Genomic DNA, 19,355 nt, shown 5'->3' with positions numbered 1-19,355 from the left:
GTCTCCCAGTCCCGGTCGCGATAGCCGTTGCGCTGGGCCAGACGAAGCGGGTTCTTCTCGCCATAAGCGGCGCCGGTGGCCGCACCCACCTCCATCTCCATCAACCGCTCGGCGGCAAAGCCGATCATCTCGCGCAGGAGATCGGCGTCGGGGGTCTTCTCCACCAGCGCGCGCAGGTTCATCATGTCGTCGGTCATCGGTGTTCCTTCCGGAAAGGGGTTGGTCTCGCAACCAGACCCTACCGGAAAGCGCCGATGACCGCCGCGCTACCCAGCTACACCACGTCCGGGGACGTCACCTCATTGGCGGTTCCAAAATAAGCTGAACCGTCCAGCGGTGCATGACGATGCCCTAGTTTATAGCTCAGGATCTGCATTTTCACCGGAGGAAAAGGACGCTTGGTGGCTTCTCTACGACACGTTGGCGATGGTCAACAGCGAACTGATGACCGCCGATGCAATTCTTCGGGACTTAACTAAGCAGTCTGGGTTTGCGGTAAAACGTGTACTTGGAGCGAACAACCCCAAGATCTTGAAGGAACACGTTCCAACCGAGGGTTGGGAACCGATCCAGGCCGAGGTACATGTTTCCAGTCCGACATATCTCGCAGAGATGTTCGGCGGGGATAAATTGTATGGAACTAGCCCACTCCCCCCAATCAGAGAACTGCTTCAGAACTCCGTTGATGCCGTGCGGGCCCGGAGACTACTCGAGGCTTTCCCTCCTCAATGGGGAGAAATCACAATCTCAATCGAGCCCTATCACGCCGAGTCCATACAGCTAGTCATCGATGACAATGGAGTGGGCATGTCAGAAGCAGTAATGACCGGAACTCTGCTGGACTTCGGCTCGTCACTTTGGAGATCCGAATTCATAAGAAAGGAATTTCCGAAGCTGTTGAACAGCGGCTTCAAGTCAATCGGCCGTTTTGGCATCGGTTTCTTCTCTGTCTTTTCTCTCGGGAAAGATGTTAGAATAATATCAAGTCGCTTTGACGCAGATGAACGGCCAAATGTATTGGAATTTGACGGGATAAGTAACCGACCTCTGTTTCGAAAGGCAAGTCCGAAAGAACGACCGAGCGGCGTCAGCACACGGATCCGCGTTATAGTCCCTCATAGTCGCTTTAAGACCTCCGGCGAGCTCTCATACTTGGAACAGCTTGGAAAGGATCTACGTCGCCTTGTTAGCTGCGTCGATGTCAAGATAAACTTTAATGACCATGTAACTGCCACAACATTTACCCACCTCCCGGACTGGGAAAGTTGTTCTGCAACGACGTTCCTGGATGAACTACTACCCGACTCCGAATTCAAAGAGCAGACCATCGAGATCAGCGCACCATACGTTCGGCTCATAAAGAACGAAAAGGGCGAGACCATTGGGAGGGCAGCTTTTGATTTTACGCCACGCAGGGTCCCCAGCCCCAGCATGATCCGGCGTGGAAATGGTGCGATGGCAGTCGGGGGGTTTGTAGTAGAGAATATCGAAGAATATCTCTTTCGATCATCCCCCACCTACACCGCCAAAACGCCACGACCGCTTCCCTCTTATGTAGGCGTATTTATTGGCACTCCCGACGCGCTCGCTCGGGATAGATCGACTGTCATTGCAAATACGGAAGAAATCCTCAAATGGTTAAACGAGCAAGTCAAGTTATGCGATCTAAGTAAAATCAATATCGACCATGGAATGAGACTTGCGGCAGAAATAGTTAGCCTTGGCGGCCACCCAAGAGAACTCCCTTTTATATACCTATCCGGCGGATATGTCACATATGAAAAGTTTAAGTCTTACCTATCCACAAGCGATAGTTTATGGCTGCCACTTCGAAAAGACTACGATGATTCACTTCGAATGATTTCCGCCAAAGATTTGGGCCGCGATTATTTCTTATATAGACAGAATGCACGCGAAGAGCTTTGCGTGCCCCTTCTTACTGGCTATGCAGATGAAGTAGCACCAAAGGAATATACTCGAGGCAGGTTAACGCCCGAGGAGATAATACCCGTCGTGACGCACAATATAAGAAATGTATGAGGAAATATCGCCAGGATTATCGATCAGATTTGGACGAATTGGGAAATTACTGATATCTGTATGGAAGATATTTTTGAGACGGACTTTATTGTTAAACCGGAAAGGCGATTGGTTCTGAAATTGAGAAGGATGGTATAGTAGGTTGTAAAAGGCAACGAGACACTTCAAAGCCCCTCAGCTCGTCTTCTTCTTATCCTTGAGCTGCTCGACCGCCTTGGTGTTGGCGGCGCGGATTTCGCGCAGGAAGAGGCGGCACTGGCGCTCGTCGAGCAAGAAGACGCGGCGGGCTGCCTTCGTCCAGGACATATTGACCAGCACGCCGTCGCCGCGCGCTTCGGCGTCGCTCGCTTCCTTCAGCGCGCGGATGTCCATGCGGCCGCACTGGTTGGCGATGATCTGCGACAGCGCATAGGCGTGGGTGAAGGACGTCTCGGCCGCCAGTTCGGTCGGCACGGTCGAGACGGCGATCGGGTCCGGCCCGTCATGATGGGCCGCGTTCGCCGCGCTCTGGTAATACATCCAGCTTGCATAACCGCTGCCAGCGAGCGCGATCACCGGCAGGATCGCGAACAGCGCGACCTTCTTGCCGGAGCGGACCGGCTTGGACACGGACTTTTTGGCGGATGCAGGCTTGGAAGATTCTTTGGTCATGGCCCGGGCAAGCTAGGACCCGTCCATTAAGGACGGGTAACCGCTGCCCGACCGCCAATGAAAAAGGTGAAAAATTTCAGAAGCAGCCCTACTGGATCTGCTGCCGGGCGTCTGCCTGGGTCTGCGCCTGTGGCTTGGGCTGCGGCTTCGGCATCCGGCTGCGGTCGACCCCGAGGCCGGTGATGCCGAGCATGCCCTTGCGCTTGGCGTCGTAGTAGTAGCCGCGCGAGTAGTAGCGGACCGCGAGGTCATGGTCGCCGCCGGCGACCAGATAGGCGCCGCGCAGATACTTGCCCGCGTATTTCAGGTTGGTCTCGGCATCGAGCAGCCCGTCAGGCGAGCCGCTGTAGCCCATGGCGCGGGCCGTGGCCGGCAGGATCTGCATCAGGCCCCAGTACGGCCCGTTGCGGGCGGCCGGATTGAAGGTGCTCTCGCGCTTGACGACGCGGCGCAGCAACTCGACCGGAATTTCGTGATGAGCGGCGTAGCGCTCGATGAGGGCATCGAGCTCCGGGCTGCGCGCGCGGACATTGTTGGTGCGGATGGCTGCTGCTGCGGCGTTCTCGACGGTCGGGCCGACATAGGCGGACGCAACGATGGTGGGATCAAGCCCCTTCTGAGGCCCGGCGGCTACGGGTTGGGCAGCGTCGGTCGTCGCGGCGGCTGCTGCGAGCGCCGCAGCGGCTTCATCGACGTCCTGACCGGTCGCCGTCGGCACCAGCGCAACCGCATCCGGCAGTATCGGATCCCCCTCCTCGATCACCGAGGCAGTCGTCGGTGCGATGGCGTCAAGGCCGCCCGAGGTGGAGCAGGCCGAGAGCAAGCCGGTCGAGAGCAGCGCGCAAATCGCGACTTCGGGAAGGAAACGAGGCATGGCCCTCTTCATGGTCAATCAGCAGTCCCTCTGGACGATGAAGTACAGGAGCAAATCCGGTGCTGCAACCCGCGCGGGTCCCCGCTCGCCCCGGCGCGGGAGACTTCAGCATCAGGGCGATTTCGTGGCAGTGGGTGAATCAGAGGCGGGCGCCAGTCGCGGAAAAGTATTTTCTCCAAAAAGGGTTGCGGGGTCCCGCGGGCACGCAGCTCAAATGCGGCGGAAACGCGAAGTTATTGTGAAGACAACACGTTTCGAAGCTTGCACGAAGCTTGGCTCGCGCTGCGCAATTCTTGTCTCCCGCGCGAATCCGCCCATACTAAACGAGCTGAGTCGAAGATGACGCTAGCCTTAAAACGCCTTTCGAGTGCCCGGTCCGTGTTCACGCGTCTCGTAACAACGACACATAAGTTGAACGCAGGGGGGGGGAGTCGAACATGTCTCCGTTCACAGAGGAAAGCCTGAAACGCCGGCTGACGGAGCCCGACCATCTCGCGGTTGCAGCCCGATTCCTGATGGAGCGCGGGTACGAAAGAGACGAGATCGCCGTGGAGTTATCGCGGCACTTTTACGTCGACATCGACATGCTGAACGAGGTGGTCGTGGCACTCGCGGCACCGCCTGCGCCGATGCCGACGCAGTGGTGGCGCGCCGCCTAGTCCGTCAGCGGCGGATCCTCATCCGCCTCGAAACAGGGGAATGATGTCCGCGCTCTTCTCGCGGAACTTGTCGAGGGGTAGCTCGGCCTCATCCGTCACCGGCATGCCGGCGAGCTGCGGGCGCGACAGGAGAAAACCCTGGAAATAGTCCGCGCCAAGCGAGACGGCGGCGAACAATTGGTCCGCCGTCTCGATCATGTCGATCATGACCGCCGTTCCCCTGGACTGCAGATCGCTGACGAGGTGAGAGAGAAGGCGAAGCGCGCCTTCGTCGCCCGAAATGCGCTGGAACCAGCGGCCGTCGATCCGTGCGATCGCCGGGCTGAAATGCTTGAGCGCGTCCAGCGGCGGCTGCTCGCCCTTGGCCGGGCCGATGGCGAGGCTGTAGCCCTGGTCGCGGAACTTGGTCACCACCGACATCTCGCGGTGGCCGACAGGTTCGGTTACGCCGAGAACGATGCGGACTTCCTCGAACGACAGACCAGCCACCTCGCCGAGCTGGTCGGCGAAGAAGTCCGGTGTCGTGGCGTCGGCGCAAGCGGCAGCGCCCAGCGCGACAAAATGGTCGAGGCCGGTCACCTCGACATGCGGGTGATTGTAGAGATGCAGCGCAATTGCCAGTTGCTCGGCAAAGCAGCGCTCGCGCTGCGAAAGCCCGCTAAAGAACGTGCCGGCATCGACCTCGCGGCCGCGGAAATGCGGCCGCACGAAACCCTGCGTGGTGACGGCGCGCAGCGTGTCACCATCCTTCGCGTAAATCATCTGGAACGCGCTGTGCAGGATGACGCTGCCGCAGCGTGCGGAGGCAATGCCAATCTCGTCCAGCGAGATCGCGTCTTCGATTCTTTTTCTCAAATTCATGGTTGTGGACGTTTGCCAAATATTTTCGAAACTGATTGCGTGCGGGCAGCGGACCTGCGTGCGCCGGCGGCGTCTGCCGGAACCGAGCCCGGCGGAAGAACCGGCCGGCCGAGCGCCACGGCAAAGCTCGACGGTGCAAGCTCGGGCCGCGCCAGCGCATAGCCCTGGACCATATGAGCGCCGGCCTGCTCGGCGATCTCGAGCTGCCAGGGCTCCTCGATGCCCTCGAAAACGATCCTGATGCCGCTTGCGGCAAACTCCTCGACCATCGCGGCAAGCAGCGCGACGCCGTGCGGCGTGTCCATCAGCCGCATGATCCACTTCGCGTCGAACTTGACGATATCCGGCTTGAGCGCGCGCACGCGGGCAAGGTCCGACTCTTCCGCGCCATAATCGTCGACGGCGATCGTGAAGCCGTCGTCGCGCATCGCGGACACGAAGGTGGCGAGCGCGAGCTTCGACGTCGCCTTCTTCTCCGTCACCTCGCAGACGACGCGGGCGGGCTCGATCCCCGCCTCATGCAGCACCAGCCGCATCCCGCGCAGCAGAGACGCGATGACGCGGCGATCGCTGAACACCGACGGGTCGAAATTGACGAAGATGAGGGTGGCAGGATCCAGGAACCGCCCGGCGTTGAGCAGGTGGATGGTTCGCGTCAGCGCCTCGATCGCCAGCCGCTCCTGCGGCGGGATGAGCGCGAAGAACTGCATGGGGGAAATCTCCTCCTCGTCACGAAAGGGACGAACGAGGCCTTCGAAGGCTTTCATCACCAGCTTCTGGTCGTGAAAGGCAAAAATTGGCTGGAACGCCGTCTGCAACTCAAAATCCGCCCACGACCCGGTTGCTACACCAGTGTCATGGCGTTTGATGTTTGCGAATATCGTGCTGCGCGACAAGCACCCTACTCCATGCCGCCCCGCCGCGACGTTCCTGCCGGACGATGCCGCGGTTAGCTTAGCATTTGGTTAAACAACCTGCCATCGGGCGCATCTGTGACTGCATTTCACTTGAGATTTTTGCCTGGATCGGACATGAAGCAGGCGCCGCATGGAAGCGGCGTTTTTTACCCCATTGGAGATTTGTCTCATGGCCTTCCTCGCCGATATTCTCTCACGCGTTAAGCCGTCCGCGACCATCGCGTTCACGCAGAAAGCGCGGGACCTGAAGGCGAAAGGCCGGGACGTGATCTCCCTGGCTGCCGGCGAGCCTGACTTCGACACCCCGGACAACATCAAGAACGCCGCGATCGAAGCGATCCGCCGTGGCGAGACCAAGTACACTCCGGTCTCCGGTATCCAGCCGCTGCGCGAGGCGATCGCCGTTAAGTTCAAGCGCGAGAACAATCTCGACTACAAGCCGGAGCAGACCATCGTCGGCACCGGCGGCAAGCAGATCCTGTTCAACGCGTTCATGGCGACGCTGAACCCGGGCGATGAGGTCATCATCCCGCGTCCGTACTGGGTCAGCTACCCGGAGATGGTCGCGATCTGCGGCGGCACTTCGGTTTTCGCCGAGACCTCGATCGACAACGGCTTCAAGCTGACCGGCGCGGCGCTCGAGAAGGTGATCACGCCGAAGACCAAGTGGCTGGTCATGAACTCGCCGTCGAACCCGTCGGGCGCTGCCTACACCGAGGCTGAGCTTCGCGAGATCGCCGACGTCCTGCTCAAGCACCCGCATGTCTGGATCCTCACGGACGACATGTACGAGCACCTCACCTATGGCGACTTCGTCTTCAAGACGATCGCCGAGGTCGAGCCGAACCTCTATGAGCGCACGCTGACCATGAACGGCGTGTCCAAGGCCTATGCGATGACCGGCTGGCGTATCGGCTACGCCGCAGGCCCGGTCCAGCTCATCAAGGCGATGGATATGATCCAGGGCCAGCAGACCTCGGGCGCCTGCTCGATCGCCCAGTGGGCTTCGGTCGAGGCGCTCAACGGTCCGCAGGACTTCATTGCGAAGAACAAGGCGATCTTCCAGGGCCGCCGCGACCTCGTCGTCAGCATGCTCAACCAGGCCAACGGCATCACCTGCCCGACGCCGGAAGGCGCGTTCTACGTCTATCCGTCGGTTGCCGGCCTGCTCGGCAAGACCGCGCCTTCGGGCAAGGTCATCGAGACCGACGAGGACTTCGCGCTCGAGCTGCTCGAGGCTGAGGGCGTTGCGGTCGTTCACGGCACGGCCTTCGGCCTTGGCCCGAACTTCCGCATTTCCTATGCGACCTCGGAGTCGATCCTCGAGGACGCCTGCTCGCGTATCCAGCGCTTCACCGCTTCGCTGCGATAAGAACTTCCGGCACGCGACCTTTGGGTCGCGTGCCCTCTCCTCCTCTGTGCGTCCGGCCAAATCCGGAACGCCCTTGCTCTCCCTCCCTACTCGTGTTTGCATGCGTGATGGCCAGCCACGGCCGCCGCGCCGTCGCTGCCACGCGACGGTCGAAGACCGGCCGCCGCTCATGAGGAACAAGTGGGATGGAGGTTGGTCATCATGGGCACCAGAGCCGGAGAACGTTGCAAGGGCCCCAAATGCATAGCCATTGTCGGGCCCTTCAGCAGCGGCAAGACAACGCTTCTTGAAGCTCTACTGGCGCGAACGGGGACCATTCCCCGCCAGAACCCGATCGGCTCCGGCAGCACGGTCGGAGACAATTCACCCGAGGCCCGCAGTCACATGATGAGCGTGGAGGCGACCGTCGCCACCACCGAGTTCATGGACGAGAGCATCACATTCATCGATAGCCCGGGCTCTATCGAATTTTCCTTCGAGTCCCAGCCCATTCTCGCCGGCTGCGACCTCGCGGTCGTCGTCGCCGAGCCCGACGAGAAGAAGATCCCCGCGCTGCAGCTGATCATGCGCCAGCTGGACGACATGGGCCTCCCGCGCATGCTGTTCCTCAACAAGATCGACAAGGCAACGGTCGGGGTGCGCGACCTCCTCAAACTGCTGCAGCCGATCAGCTCGACGCCGCTCTTGCTGCGCCAGATCCCGCTGCGCAAGGAAGGCGTCATCATCGGCTCGATCGACCTCGCCCTGGAGCGCGCTTACATCTACCGCGAATACGCGCCGAGCGAGATCGCTTCCATTCCCGACGACGAGAAGGCGCGCGAGGTCGAGGCACGCTTCTCGATGCTCGAACGGCTTGCCGACCATGACGACGCGCTGATGGAGCAGCTGCTCGATGAGATCGAGCCCCCGAAGGATGCCATCTTCGATGACCTGTCCGCTGACCTTCGGGAAGGCGTCATCACCCCGGTTCTGATCGGCAGCGCGGAAAAGGGAAACGGCGTCCTGCGCCTGCTCAAGGCGATACGGCACGACGCACCGGACGTGACCGCCACACGCGAAAGGCTCGGCCTCGAGGCCGGCAAGCCGGCCGTCCAAGTGCTCAAGACCTGCCACACGCCGCATGGCGGCAAGCTGTCGATCGCCCGCGTGCTCGCCGGCCGCTTTCCTGACGGCGCGGAGGTCTATTCCTCGCGCAGCACGAGCGGCAAGATCTCCGGCATCTATCGCCTCCTCGGCAAGGAACAGAAGAAGCTCGCCGCTGCCGAGGAAGGCGAGACGGTTGCGTTCGGCAAGCTCGACGAAATCGCCACCGGCGACACGCTGTCGCTCGACAAGAACGTGCCGCAGCTTGTGACGCTGGACATTCCCGCACCGGTCTATGCGCTCGCCATGCGGCCTAAGGAACGCAAGGACGACGTGCGCCTGACTGCAGCCCTGCAGCGCATGCTTCAGGAAGACCCGTCACTCACCCTCGAGCAGAACCAGGACAGCAGCGAGACCATCGTCTCCGGCCACGGCGAGATGCACCTGCGCGTCACGGTCGAGCGGCTCGAAGGAAAATATCAGATCGCGGTCGACACCCAGCCGCCGCGCATCCCCTACCGCGAGACGATCCGCACGGGCACGACTCAACGCGGCCGCCACAAGAAGCAGTCAGGCGGGCATGGCCAGTTCGGCGACGTCCTCCTCGACATCAAGCCGCTGCCACGTGGCTCGGGTTTCGAGTTCACCGACACGATCACCGGCGGCGTGGTGCCCAAGCAGTACATTCCCTCAGTAGAGGCCGGCATTCGCGACTACCTCAAATGCGGACCGCTTGGCTTTCCGGTCGTCGACATCGCGGTCAACCTCGCAGACGGCTCCTACCATACCGTCGACTCGTCGGACATGGCATTCCAGCAAGCGGCGCGGCTCGCGATGCGCGAGGGCATGGGAAACTGCTCGCCGGTCCTTCTGGAGCCGATCCTGAAGGTCGAGATCTACACCCCGTCGGAAGCTACCGCGAAGATCACCGGCATCGTCCCGCAGCGGCGCGGGCAGATTCTTGGCTACGACGCACGGCCTGGGTGGGAAGGCTGGGACATCGTCGAGGCGACGATCCCGCAGTCGGAAATCGGCGACCTCATCATTGAGCTGCGCTCGGCGACCTTTGGCGCGGCGTCATACTGCGCAAAATTTGATCACCTTGCTGAACTGACCGGGAGATTGGCAGACGAGGTGATTCAAAGCCAGGCAAAGAAGGTTGCTGCCTAGCCGCCGGCTCCAACAGGCTGATTTAAGACAGAAAAAAAGCCGGATCTGGAAAGACCCGGCTGAGTTATTGGAAGTGCCGTTAGGCTAAACCTCCAGAGGGGAACACTCGCGGGCGCTAATGGGAGGAGGAACGCGCCCGGGAGATGGCGTTGATATGGGCGCTTCCTGCTCAAATTGCAAGCAATCTCTTTCGCAATGCACCTATGCGGATGCAGCATAGCTGACCTGGAACAAAAAAGCCTGCCGTCGCGGCAGGCTTTTTCCGAAAGATGCCCGGTTTCGCAGCAAAACGCCCAAGGACGTCTCAGAAATTCCAGCTACGCGCCTTCGCGAGCAGGAAATCGCGGAAGACATGCAGTTTCACCTGATTCTTCATCGCGTCGGGGTAGCAGAAGTAGGTGTCGAACGACGGCACCTCCGTCTCCGGCATCAGCTGCAGCAGGCCCGAATCCTTGTCGACCATGTAGTCCGGCAGGATGGCAACGCCCGCACCGCGCTGAACCGCGATCTTCAGCGACATGATGTTGTTGATCTGCAGCGCCGCCGTTCGCTTCTGCCCTTCAGGCAGGCCAGCGGTCTCCAGCCAGTTCATGTCTGCCAGGTGAGTCGGCACCGGCTCGCCGAAGGTAACGATTCGGTGCTGATCGAGCTCCTCCATCGAACGCGGCTTGCCGAACTTATTGACGTACGAGGGCGCCGCGTAGACGTGGAAGTGCACGGTGAACAGCTTGCGCTGGATCAGGTCCGGCTGCTGCGGCTGACGCAGGCGAATGGCGCAGTCGGCCTGGCGCATGGTCAGATCGAGTTCCTCGTTGGCAAGAATTAGCTGCAGCTGAATCTCGGGATAGAGGTCGAGGAACTCCTGAACGCGCTCGGTAAGCCACCCCGAACCGAGGCCCACAGTCGTGGTCACGCGCAGCGGGCCGGACGGTCGGTCCTTGGCCTCCGTCAGGCGCATCCTGACGGTTTCCAGCTTCATTAGCACTTCATGCGCCGTCTGGTAGAGGATCTCGCCCTGCTCGGTCAGGACGAGACCACGCGCATGGCGGTGGAACAGCGGAACGCCGACATCCTGCTCCAGCGCGCTAACCTGGCGCGAGATTGCGGACTGCGACAGGCGCAGAGCCTCGGCAGCATGTGTGAATGACCCGGCTTCGGCGGCCGCGTGGAATACGCGCAGCTTGTCCCAGTCGAGTGCCATATCCGCTGTTCCCTTCCAAAACCCTCTGAGGCTTACTCTGCAGCCTCGCGGTGCATTTCGAGTTCAGCGACATAGCGTTCGGCCTCGAGTGCTGCCATGCAGCCCATGCCCGCCGCCGTGATCGCCTGACGGTACACGTCATCCGTCACGTCGCCCGCCGCAAAGACGCCAGGGACATCCGTTGCCGTGGAGTCCGGCGCGGTCCAGAGATAGCCGTTCGGCTTCAGCTTCAGCTTGCCCTTGAAGAGTTCGACTGCCGGCGCATGGCCGATCGCCACGAACAGGCCATCGGTGGACATCTCGGTGAGTTCGCCGGTCTGAACGTTGCGCAACCTGAGCCCCGTGACTGACGGCGGCAGCGGCGCCTTACGCACCTCTCCGAGGATCTCGTCGACCTCGTGGTCCCAGATGACCTTGACGTTTTCCTTCATCGCCAGGCGCTCGCGCAGGATCCGCTCGGCGCGGAACTCGTTGCGGCGGTGCACGACGGTGACGCTCTTTGCGATGTTGGCAAGGTACAGCGCCTCCTCGACGGCCGTGTTGCCGCCGCCGACGACAACCACATCCTTGCCGCGATAGAAGAAGCCGTCGCAGGTCGCGCAGGCCGAGACGCCGAAGCCCATGAAGGTCTGCTCAGACGGCAGGCCCAGCCACTTCGCCTGCGCACCGGTGGCAATGATCAGCGCGTCGCAGGTGTAGGTCGTGCCGGAATCGGTCGAAACGACGAACGGACGCACGTCGAGATTCACGTCGGTGACGAGGTCGGAAACGATCTTGGCGCCGACATGCTCGGCCTGCGCGCGCATCTGCTCCATGAGCCAGGGGCCCTGGATCGGCTCGGCAAAACCCGGATAGTTCTCGACGTCGGTGGTGATGGTGAGCTGGCCGCCCTGCTGCAGCCCTGCGATCAGCACCGGCTCGAGCATTGCGCGTGCTGCATAAATGGCGGCTGTATAGCCGGCCGGGCCGGAACCGATGATCAGAACGGGCGCGTGTGTCGCGGTCATGTCGTTACCCTACTCCCCGCCTTCGCATGCTCGGCGCGGCTACAAATTGGTATGCTGGATGATGCCTAATCTAGGTGTTGGTATGCACTGCTTGCAAGGCGGCGATTTGTTGCGTGCCGCAATCTCTGGGGATAGGTTTGCCTGTCTGCCAGCGGCGGTGCACAATGCCTTCAAATCCCCAAGGCGTGCGGCGATTCTGGCTAGCGTCAACCTCACTCGTCTGCACACCCCTCAGCCACCTCGGAACACGACATGCCCATCAAGGCCGACCTCGACAACATCGACTGGAAAATCCTGAAAGAGCTTCAGGAAGACGGCCGGATGACAAATGTCGAACTGTCGCGCCGGGTGGGGATATCGGCGCCGCCATGCCTTCGACGGGTAAAGCGACTGGAAGACGCCGGCATCATACGCCGCTACCGCGCCATCCTCGACACGTCGCAGCTCGGGTTCGATGTCGTAGCCTTCTGCTCCATCGGCCTCAACAATCAGTCCGAAACCGAACTGAAGAAATTCGCTGAGCTCACCCGCGCCTGGCCGATCGTACGGCAGGCCTGGATGGTATCGGGCGAATCCGACTTCATGCTGTACTGCGTGGCCAGCGATCTCGCGACGTTCCAGAACTTCGTGATCGAGGAACTTACCTCGGCGCCGAATGTCGGCACCGTGCGTACCGCGCTGACCATCAGGCCGGTCAAGGACGAAGGCGCGGTCGCAATCGGCTGACGGGACCGGCGCCTAGCGCCCCTGCCCCATCAACCCTTCATAGATGGCGATGAGCTTCTTCGCTTCGCCGATCAGCTGGAAATCCCGTTCGACATGCGCCCGCGCGGCGACGCCCTGCCGCTCTCGCAGCTCGTTGTCGGCCAGGTAGCGCTCGACTTCTCGGACCATCGCCTCGCCGTCCCCAGGCGGAATGATGACGCCGGCCTCTGAAGGCACCAGCTCGGAAAACGCGCCGACATCAGCTGCCACGACCGGCACACCGCTCGCCATTGCTTCCAGCGGCGTCAGTCCAAAACCTTCCCAGCGCTGCGGCGCGACATAGAGCGACAGCGCGCGGTACCAGCGGTCGATGTCGGTATGTTCGCCGACGAAGAGGATGCGGTCGGAAAGGCCAGCTTCAGCTACGCGGCGCTTGAGGCCATCCTCGAATTCCTGGTGCTGCGCAGTCGCCCGGCCTGCAACGATCGCCGACCATTCCGGATAACGGGGCAACAGTGCAATCATCGTGTCGACGAAGAGGTCCGTGCCCTTCTGGTGGCGCACACGACCGAAGCAGCCGGCATAGAGCCGGGTCGGATCGAGCCCTACTTCCTTCGCCGCTTCCGCCCTGTTCGCGGGCACGTGGAACCGCTCAGTGTCGATGCCGTGCATGATCACGGTATTCGGCACTTCCAGGTACGCCGCCGTCTTGTTGCTGGTCGCGATGACCGCATCCATCCGGTCGATCAGGAAGCGGGTAAGGCGCTTGTGGTGGCGCTGCGAGGCCGAGGTGAAGACGATCTTCATCGGCGCGCGAAAGATGTCGCGCAGGATCAGCCCGCCGATCATCTCGACATTGCGCCGCGCATGCCAGACACGCACGCCGCCGCCAACGGGGCGGCGCAGCAGAGCCGGCACCTGCCACCAGCGCAGCTTGGGCAGATGCGCAGGCAGGCCAGGCCCCAGCGCCGCAAGCCCAATCATCTTCACCTGCAGCGGAACGAGCTGGATGATCGTGCTCGTCACGCCGGACAGGCGCCGCTTGAAGTTGGGCACAATGACACGCACCCGCGCCGGGTCGACGCGGGTGGCCTCATGCGTTTTTTCGGAGGTCACCGGGGTCTAGACCCAGCGCAGCTCGACGATCTCGTAGCCGCGGGCGCCGCCGGGTGCGTTCACTTCGATCTCGTCGCCGACACCCTTGCCAATCAGCGCGCGCGCGATGGGCGAGGAAATGGAGATGCGGCCGGCCTTCACATCGGCTTCCTGGTCGCCGACGATCTGGTAGGTCTTCTCTTCCTCGGTCTCCTCGTCGACGAGGACGACCGTGGCGCCGAACTTGATGGTGTCGCCGGACAGCTTCGACACGTCGATGACATCGGCGCGCGCGATCAGGTCTTCAAGCTCGTTGATTCGACCCTCGTTCAGGCTCTGCGCCTCCTTCGCGGAGTGGTATTCCGCATTCTCGGACAGGTCGCCATGAGCCCGGGCTTCGGAGATGGCCTCGATAATGCGAGGACGCTCCTCCTGCTGACGCCAGCGCAGTTCTTCCTTCAGCGCCTCGAATCCGCGGACCGTCATCGGGACCTTGTTCATCTCAGTCGACCTTTCCTGCACATCCACCAACCCCCTTTCTCTCCGGGGTTGAGACAAAAATAAAACGGCTCGGCAGCCTTGGCCAACGAACCGTTCAACGCATGTTCAGGGCTAAATATAGCAAGTTTGAGTGAGTTTTCACGAACAATTTCGCGGGGCGCCGCCGCCAACCCACCGCTTCCACAAAAGCGTCAGGCGCGGAAGATGACGGCCGCCCCCGCCGCAATCAGCGCAAACCCCAGCACATGGTTCCACGTGATCGCCTCCTTCAGGTAGAAGACAGAGAAAACTACGAAGACGCACAGAGTAATGACCTCCTGGATCGTCTTGAGCTCGGCGGCAGAATACACGCCATGGCCGATTCGGTTCGCAGGCACCGCCAGCCAGTACTCGACCAGCGCAATCATCCAGCTGAACATCACGGCGGCATAAAGCGGTGCCGTCTTGAATTTCAGGTGTCCGTACCATGCAAACGTCATGAAGACGTTGGATGCCAGAAGAAGAAGTACCGGTAATACCTTGGGTGAGAGAAGCAGCGACATGACGATTCCCGAACAAGGGCTTTGACGATCCGTCTTTGCGCAGGTTCAGGGCAAATTGTCATCTGAAATCAGGTGCCGTGCGCGGCTCGGCCGCTGCCGCCCAAACAGAATCGCAACATGCCGTCACGCCATGTGATCGCGCCGGCGCTGGTCGCGATCGATTCCTGCGCCACCTTCCGGAGTCATGAGGATCTTCAACCGGCGCGCGTTCACCCTATTGATCATCCTGTCGGCCCTTCCCGCCTCCGGCGATGAGCTGCCGGAGACGATGTCACCGCCACCTCCCCGCCCGAAAGCCATCGCGAAGCCCGAAGCAAAGGCTGACAGCGGCGTCTCCAGATCGGAGCAGCAGTGCCACGCCGAATTGCGGAAGCTGGGCGTCGAGTTCAAAAGCTTGCCGGCCATCCGATCGGGCGGCTGCCGGGTATCGAGTCCGCTCGAGGTTTCCTCGCTCGGCGGCGGCGTGGACATTCGCCCTGCCCCGACGCTCTCCTGCCCGATGGCACTCGCGGCCGCCCGCTACGTCCGCGACACGGTGCGTCCGGCCGTGCGAAAGGAACTTGGCAGCGACCTGGTCGCGATCAACCAGGCATCCGGGTATGTCTGCCGTCCCCGCAACGGCACGAAGAAGCTGTCTGAACATGCGTTCGGCAATGCGCTCGATCTCTCGGCGCTGGTCCTGAAGGACGGCGACACATACGAGATCCGTGACTACGGCAAGTCGAGGCCCAATCACGCCCGGCTGCTGAAGCACTTGCGGGACAAGGCCTGCGGGCCGTTCAAGACGGTGCTGGGGCCCGGAAGCGATGCCGATCACGCCGACCACCTCCACTTCGATCTCGCGGAGCGGCGCAACGGCGGCACCTATTGCAAATAGCCGCCTGCCCTGCGGAGCTTGTCGCCGAGCTTTCACTTACGCCTGCCGCGTCATCCATTCGGTGAAGGTCTGGCCGCTTCCCTGTCTCTCGGGCGCCCGCCTGCCGCTGACAGGCGGGCCTCGCCCAAAATCCCTGTCGCTTAACGCTGCGACGGATGTTATCTCACGCAAATGCTATACCTTGAAATCGCTGTCGTCGTAGTTCTCATCTGCGTCAACGGACTTCTGGCCATGTCGGAGCTGGCCGTCGTCTCCTCCCGTCCATCCCGCCTTAGTGCGATGGCCGAGAAGGGAGATACCGGCGCTGCCGTCGCCAGCAAACTCGCGGCCGATCCGGGTCGCTTCCTGTCGACCGTTCAGATCGGCATCACCCTCGTTGGCGTCCTGTCGGGTGCCTTTTCGGGCGCAACGCTCGGTCAGCGCATGTCCGAATGGATGCTTTCGGTTGGCGTGCCGGCCAGCGTTGCCGGCACCCTTGGCGTTGGTCTCGTCGTCGCGCTTATCACCTATGGCTCGCTGATCATCGGCGAACTGGTTCCGAAGCAGATAGCCCTCCGCAATCCGGAGGCTGTCGCCTCGCGCGTTGCCGGCGGCATGCGCCTTCTGTCGATCGTTGCAGCGCCGCTCGTCTGGCTGCTCGACATTTCCGGCAAAACGGTCCTTCGCCTCCTGGGCCAGAATGAGGAAGGCGGCTCAAAGGTCACGGACGAGGAAATCGTCAACCTGATCGCCGAGGCAGAGAGCCACGGCGTCGTCGAGAGCGACGAGCGCAAGATGATCGCCGGTGTCATGCGCCTCGCGGATCGCAGCGTGCGCGCGCTGATGACGCCGCGTACCGAAGTCGACTGGATCGACCTCACCGACAGCAAGTCGACCCTGCGCAAGAAGCTGGTCGAGACCCCGCGCTCGCTGCTGCCTGTCGGCAACGGCAGCGTCGACGAGATGGTCGGCGTCGTGAAAGCGCGCGAGGTGCTGGCGATGCTGGTCGAGCGCAAGCCGTTCGAACTGTCCGAATTGATCCACCCGGCGCCGATCGTGCACGACACAGCCGACGCGCTCGACGTGCTGACGACGCTCAAGGAAGCCGCCACGCCGATGGCACTGGTCCATGACGAGTATGGCAATTTCGAAGGCGTCGTGACGCCTGCCGACATTCTCGAGACGATTGTCGGCGTCTTCAAGTCGGACCTCGACGAAGAGGAAGAGCCCGCAGCCGTCGAACGTCCGGACGGGTCATGGCTGCTGGCCGGCTACTTGCCGACCGACGAGATGGCCGACATTCTGCACATCGAACTGCCTGAGAAGCGGGACTACGAGACTCTGGCGGGCTTCGTGCTGTCCTACATGCACAAGCTGCCGGAAGTCGGCGAGTATGTTGATGCCCTCGGTTGGCGCTTTGAAGTGGTCGACCTTGACGGCCGCCGCATCGACAAGATCCTTGCAACCCGCCTCATCAAAACGCACCGGGGCGTGGTCGCTTGAGCAGTCCTTGCAATCTCTAAGAACAAAAAAGGCCGGAGCAATGCCGGCCTTTTTCTCTTGGTGACACGTGCGGCGATTATTCCGCCGCTTCCTGATGCTGGGCGCTCGCCTCGCGGGCGTTCTTCAGCGCGTTCACCCACCAGGCGAACTGGTTAAGCATGTCCTTGCCGCTCTGGACGAGGTGCGGCATGTCGGAGAACTTCTTCTCCCCGGAGGCGATCTGCGCGTAGTCGGCCCAGACGATATGAACGCCGGTGCGGATGGGCGCCATCTGCAGCTCGATCGCGATCAGGCGCAGCTGCTCGACAGCGCGCGCGCCGCCAACGCCGCCGTAACCAACGAAGGCGACCGGCTTGTTCTTCCACTCGTTGTAGGCATAGTCGAGCGCGTTCTTGAGAACGCCGCTGGGGCTGTGGTTGTACTCGGCGGCGGTCATGATGTAGCCGTCAAAGCTGGCGACCTTCTGCTGCCATGACCGCGCCACGTCCGACTTGGACGGAGCCCATGCCGGCGATGCCGGATCCTCGAAGAACGGCAGCGGGAAATCGCGAAGATCCACGATCTCGACATCGAACTCGCCCGTCTCCCTGGCCAGCTCCGCAATCCACTCTGCAGGTTTATCGCCGAAACGCCCCTCGCGGGTTGAACCGATGATCACTCCGATTTTGGGTTTGGCCATGGTAAAGTCCTTCTCGCGCCAAGTTGGTATCTAAATGATACTGACACTAGATATGAAACTATTGACGCAGCGGACAAGGAGGCACTTTGTTGACACTGAGTCACCGTGACGAAACCGCCTGCCGCGCCGTCAGCGACGTGCTCTCCCGGGTGGGCGACAAATGGACGGTCCTCGTGGTCGAGTTGCTGAGCGACGGGCCGATGCGTTTCAGCGAGTTACGGCGCCTGATCGGCAACATCTCGCAGAAGATGCTGACGACCACGCTGCGCGGGCTGGAGCGGGATGGGCTGGTGACGCGCACTGTCTATCCGACCATCCCGCCGCGCGTCGATTATGAACTCACCGAACTTGGCCGCGGCCTGCGCGAGCCGGTCAAGGCCTTGGGCGACTGGGCGCGGCAAAACATCGGCCACATCAATGAGGCGCGGCGGAAGTTCGACGACGAAGCGTAGTGAGGATCAGTCTTCCTGAGGCACCGGCGTCGGCACGCCGTCCTTGTCGACGGCAACCATGACGAAGTCGGCATGCGTCACCCGCTCCATCAGGTCCGACAGATAGCGCTGCGCCCAGGCCTCGACGCGAAGCGTCATCGAGGTGCGGCCGACCCTGGTGATGTCGATGTAGATGCAGAGCGTGTCGCCGACCTTCATCGGCTTAGCAAAAGACATTTCCTTTACCGCGGCGGTAACCACCCGGCCCTTCGCCCGCTCGGCGGCGCGGATACCGCAGGCAAGGTCCATCTGCGCCATCACCCAGCCGCCGAAGATGTCCCCGGCCGCGTTCGCGTCAGCCGGCATCGCGAGGGTGCGCAGGGTTAGCTCGCCGACCGGTTTGACGTCATGGCGATTCATGCAGATGCTCTCCTTTTGCTGGGCAACCAGAGGTAGCCGTGAGCGAAAGGATTAACAAGCGGCATGGAAGGCGCAACGGGTTACACCGAAAGCGGCATCTGAAAATGCTTCTTGATGATGTGCAAAACCGCGATACACTCATTTTGTGGCGGGGATAACAAGGCGAGCGACGCCCGAACATCGCTCCACCAGGGAGGATCAGATGCCCGCCAGGCACCACTCGGAGAACGTAACTTTACTCGGCCAAAAACTGTCGCCGGATGAACTGGCCCTGACGCAGCCAGTTATCGACGCCGTATGCTGGGAACTCGGCATAACAGCCCGGGAGATTGCGCGCAGAAGAGCCGTTTCAGAACGCGTCTATGCCGCATTCCGCTCCGGCCGTCTGCCGCTGAACATGGTCACTGCAGGTTTACAGGAGCTGCGTTAACCGTCAGCTCCCGACGATGACCTCAAAGCCGCCGTAAATCATTCTCTGGGTGTCGAAGATACCTTTCCAGTCGTCCATTTTCATGCGCGGGTCCTGCATCACCTGCGCATTGATTTCATCGCGCTTCTCCCGTGACGGGTAAGTGATCCACGCAAAGACAACTGTCTCATCCTCGCTAGCCTGAACCGCACGGGGGAAAGAAGTGATCTCGCCATACGGTACGTCGTCGGCGATGGCTTCAACGTAGGAAAGCGCGCCATGTTCAATCCATACGTTCTTTCCCAGTGTCGCCATCTCCTTGTAGCGCTCGATATTGGCTTTCGGCACCGCGATCACGAAACCGTCGACATACATCTGT

The 19,355-nt window shown here is 61.4% G+C and carries 22 protein-coding genes; 9 read left to right on the top strand and 13 right to left on the bottom strand.

Features of this window, described 5'->3' with window-relative positions; genetic code table 11:
• Positions 1 to 197: transposase (locus tag L630_RS0114885; protein ID WP_024849042.1), on the bottom strand; the 197-nt coding region annotated here is incomplete at its 3' end.
• A gap of 139 nt (positions 198 to 336) precedes the next feature.
• Here L630_RS0114885 and L630_RS0114880 point away from each other — a divergent pair.
• Entirely contained in the window at positions 337 to 2,040 is a 1,704-nt protein-coding gene (locus L630_RS0114880) for an ATP-binding protein (RefSeq protein ID WP_144708704.1), read from the top strand.
• Between the two features lie 174 nt (positions 2,041 to 2,214).
• On the opposite strand, the gene L630_RS0114875 is transcribed toward L630_RS0114880, so the two are convergent.
• Positions 2,215 to 2,649 (bottom strand): hypothetical protein, encoded by a 435-nt coding sequence (locus L630_RS0114875; protein WP_024849040.1) that lies wholly within the window; start codon positions 2,647 to 2,649, stop codon positions 2,215 to 2,217.
• A gap of 130 nt (positions 2,650 to 2,779) precedes the next feature.
• Entirely contained in the window at positions 2,780 to 3,565 is a 786-nt protein-coding gene (locus tag L630_RS22225; protein ID WP_024849039.1) for a lytic transglycosylase domain-containing protein, read from the bottom strand.
• A 437-nt stretch (positions 3,566 to 4,002) separates the two neighbouring features.
• Between L630_RS22225 and L630_RS0114865 the strand changes: the two genes are divergently transcribed.
• Positions 4,003 to 4,224: a hypothetical protein gene (locus L630_RS0114865; protein WP_024849038.1), complete on the top strand. Its 222-nt coding sequence runs from the start codon at positions 4,003 to 4,005 to the stop codon at positions 4,222 to 4,224.
• Between the two features lie 18 nt (positions 4,225 to 4,242).
• Here the strand turns inward: L630_RS0114865 and L630_RS0114860 are convergent, their stop codons facing one another.
• Both L630_RS0114860 and L630_RS0114855 read right to left on the bottom strand, forming a co-directional pair.
• Positions 4,243 to 5,079: an EAL domain-containing protein gene (locus L630_RS0114860; protein WP_186445271.1), complete on the bottom strand. Its 837-nt coding sequence runs from the start codon at positions 5,077 to 5,079 to the stop codon at positions 4,243 to 4,245.
• Between the two features lie 2 nt (positions 5,080 to 5,081).
• Positions 5,082 to 5,981: an EAL domain-containing protein gene (locus tag L630_RS0114855; RefSeq protein WP_024849036.1), complete on the bottom strand. Its 900-nt coding sequence runs from the start codon at positions 5,979 to 5,981 to the stop codon at positions 5,082 to 5,084.
• A 190-nt stretch (positions 5,982 to 6,171) separates the two neighbouring features.
• On the opposite strand from L630_RS0114855, the gene L630_RS0114850 reads away from it, so the two are divergent.
• Both L630_RS0114850 and L630_RS0114845 read left to right on the top strand, forming a co-directional pair.
• Complete coding sequence (locus L630_RS0114850) at positions 6,172 to 7,374, top strand: pyridoxal phosphate-dependent aminotransferase (RefSeq protein ID WP_024849035.1); 1,203 nt, start codon at positions 6,172 to 6,174, stop codon at positions 7,372 to 7,374.
• A 201-nt stretch (positions 7,375 to 7,575) separates the two neighbouring features.
• The gene (locus L630_RS0114845; RefSeq protein WP_024849034.1) at positions 7,576 to 9,627 is read left to right on the top strand and encodes an elongation factor G; all 2,052 of its coding nucleotides are present in this window, start codon (positions 7,576 to 7,578) and stop codon (positions 9,625 to 9,627) included.
• A gap of 304 nt (positions 9,628 to 9,931) precedes the next feature.
• Here L630_RS0114845 and L630_RS0114840 read toward each other — a convergent pair whose 3' ends face one another.
• Positions 9,932 to 10,828, bottom strand: a complete 897-nt coding sequence (locus tag L630_RS0114840) for a LysR family transcriptional regulator (protein WP_024849033.1) — start codon at positions 10,826 to 10,828, stop codon at positions 9,932 to 9,934.
• A 32-nt stretch (positions 10,829 to 10,860) separates the two neighbouring features.
• On the bottom strand, positions 10,861 to 11,835 hold the full coding sequence (trxB, locus tag L630_RS0114835) for a thioredoxin-disulfide reductase (RefSeq protein WP_024849032.1): 975 nt from the start codon (positions 11,833 to 11,835) through the stop codon (positions 10,861 to 10,863).
• Positions 11,836 to 12,087: 252 nt separating this feature from the next.
• Here trxB and L630_RS0114830 point away from each other — a divergent pair, with 252 nt between their 5' ends.
• Positions 12,088 to 12,561 carry an Lrp/AsnC family transcriptional regulator gene (locus tag L630_RS0114830; protein WP_024849031.1) on the top strand — a complete coding sequence of 158 codons (474 nt, stop codon included), beginning with the start codon at positions 12,088 to 12,090 and terminating at the stop codon, positions 12,559 to 12,561.
• A 12-nt stretch (positions 12,562 to 12,573) separates the two neighbouring features.
• Here the strand turns inward: L630_RS0114830 and L630_RS0114825 are convergent, their stop codons facing one another.
• From L630_RS0114825 to L630_RS0114815, 3 genes are all read right to left on the bottom strand, one after another.
• On the bottom strand, positions 12,574 to 13,656 hold the full coding sequence (locus L630_RS0114825; protein WP_024849030.1) for a glycosyltransferase family 4 protein: 1,083 nt from the start codon (positions 13,654 to 13,656) through the stop codon (positions 12,574 to 12,576).
• Positions 13,657 to 13,662: 6 nt separating this feature from the next.
• Entirely contained in the window at positions 13,663 to 14,136 is a 474-nt protein-coding gene (greA, locus tag L630_RS0114820) for a transcription elongation factor GreA (RefSeq protein WP_024849029.1), read from the bottom strand.
• Positions 14,137 to 14,327: 191 nt separating this feature from the next.
• Positions 14,328 to 14,678 carry a DMT family protein gene (locus L630_RS0114815; protein WP_024849028.1) on the bottom strand — a complete coding sequence of 117 codons (351 nt, stop codon included), beginning with the start codon at positions 14,676 to 14,678 and terminating at the stop codon, positions 14,328 to 14,330.
• 184 nt (positions 14,679 to 14,862) lie between these two features.
• Here L630_RS0114815 and L630_RS0114805 point away from each other — a divergent pair, with 184 nt between their 5' ends.
• Entirely contained in the window at positions 14,863 to 15,555 is a 693-nt protein-coding gene (locus L630_RS0114805; protein WP_084466064.1) for an extensin family protein, read from the top strand.
• A gap of 171 nt (positions 15,556 to 15,726) precedes the next feature.
• Entirely contained in the window at positions 15,727 to 17,037 is a 1,311-nt protein-coding gene (locus L630_RS0114800; protein ID WP_024849026.1) for a hemolysin family protein, read from the top strand.
• Positions 17,038 to 17,113: 76 nt separating this feature from the next.
• Here L630_RS0114800 and L630_RS0114795 read toward each other — a convergent pair whose 3' ends face one another.
• On the bottom strand, positions 17,114 to 17,716 hold the full coding sequence (locus L630_RS0114795) for an NAD(P)H-dependent oxidoreductase (RefSeq protein ID WP_024849025.1): 603 nt from the start codon (positions 17,714 to 17,716) through the stop codon (positions 17,114 to 17,116).
• A gap of 89 nt (positions 17,717 to 17,805) precedes the next feature.
• Between L630_RS0114795 and L630_RS0114790 the strand changes: the two genes are divergently transcribed.
• Positions 17,806 to 18,168 (top strand): helix-turn-helix domain-containing protein, encoded by a 363-nt coding sequence (locus L630_RS0114790; RefSeq protein WP_024849024.1) that lies wholly within the window; start codon positions 17,806 to 17,808, stop codon positions 18,166 to 18,168.
• Between the two features lie 6 nt (positions 18,169 to 18,174).
• Here the strand turns inward: L630_RS0114790 and L630_RS0114785 are convergent, their stop codons facing one another.
• Entirely contained in the window at positions 18,175 to 18,567 is a 393-nt protein-coding gene (locus L630_RS0114785) for an acyl-CoA thioesterase (RefSeq protein ID WP_024849023.1), read from the bottom strand.
• Positions 18,568 to 18,769: 202 nt separating this feature from the next.
• Here L630_RS0114785 and L630_RS0114780 point away from each other — a divergent pair, with 202 nt between their 5' ends.
• Positions 18,770 to 18,997: a hypothetical protein gene (locus L630_RS0114780; RefSeq protein WP_024849022.1), complete on the top strand. Its 228-nt coding sequence runs from the start codon at positions 18,770 to 18,772 to the stop codon at positions 18,995 to 18,997.
• 3 nt (positions 18,998 to 19,000) lie between these two features.
• On the opposite strand, the gene L630_RS0114775 is transcribed toward L630_RS0114780, so the two are convergent.
• Entirely contained in the window at positions 19,001 to 19,351 is a 351-nt protein-coding gene (locus L630_RS0114775) for a DUF1428 family protein (RefSeq protein WP_024849021.1), read from the bottom strand.
• Between the last annotated feature and the right edge of the window lie 4 nt (positions 19,352 to 19,355).

This window comes from Aminobacter sp. J41, from assembly GCF_000526635.1.
In the GTDB taxonomy this organism is placed as follows: Bacteria; Pseudomonadota; Alphaproteobacteria; order Rhizobiales; family Rhizobiaceae; genus Aerobium.
The sequence above is the reverse complement of the archived record's forward strand: the minus strand, read 5'-3'. Positions and strand labels throughout refer to the sequence as shown.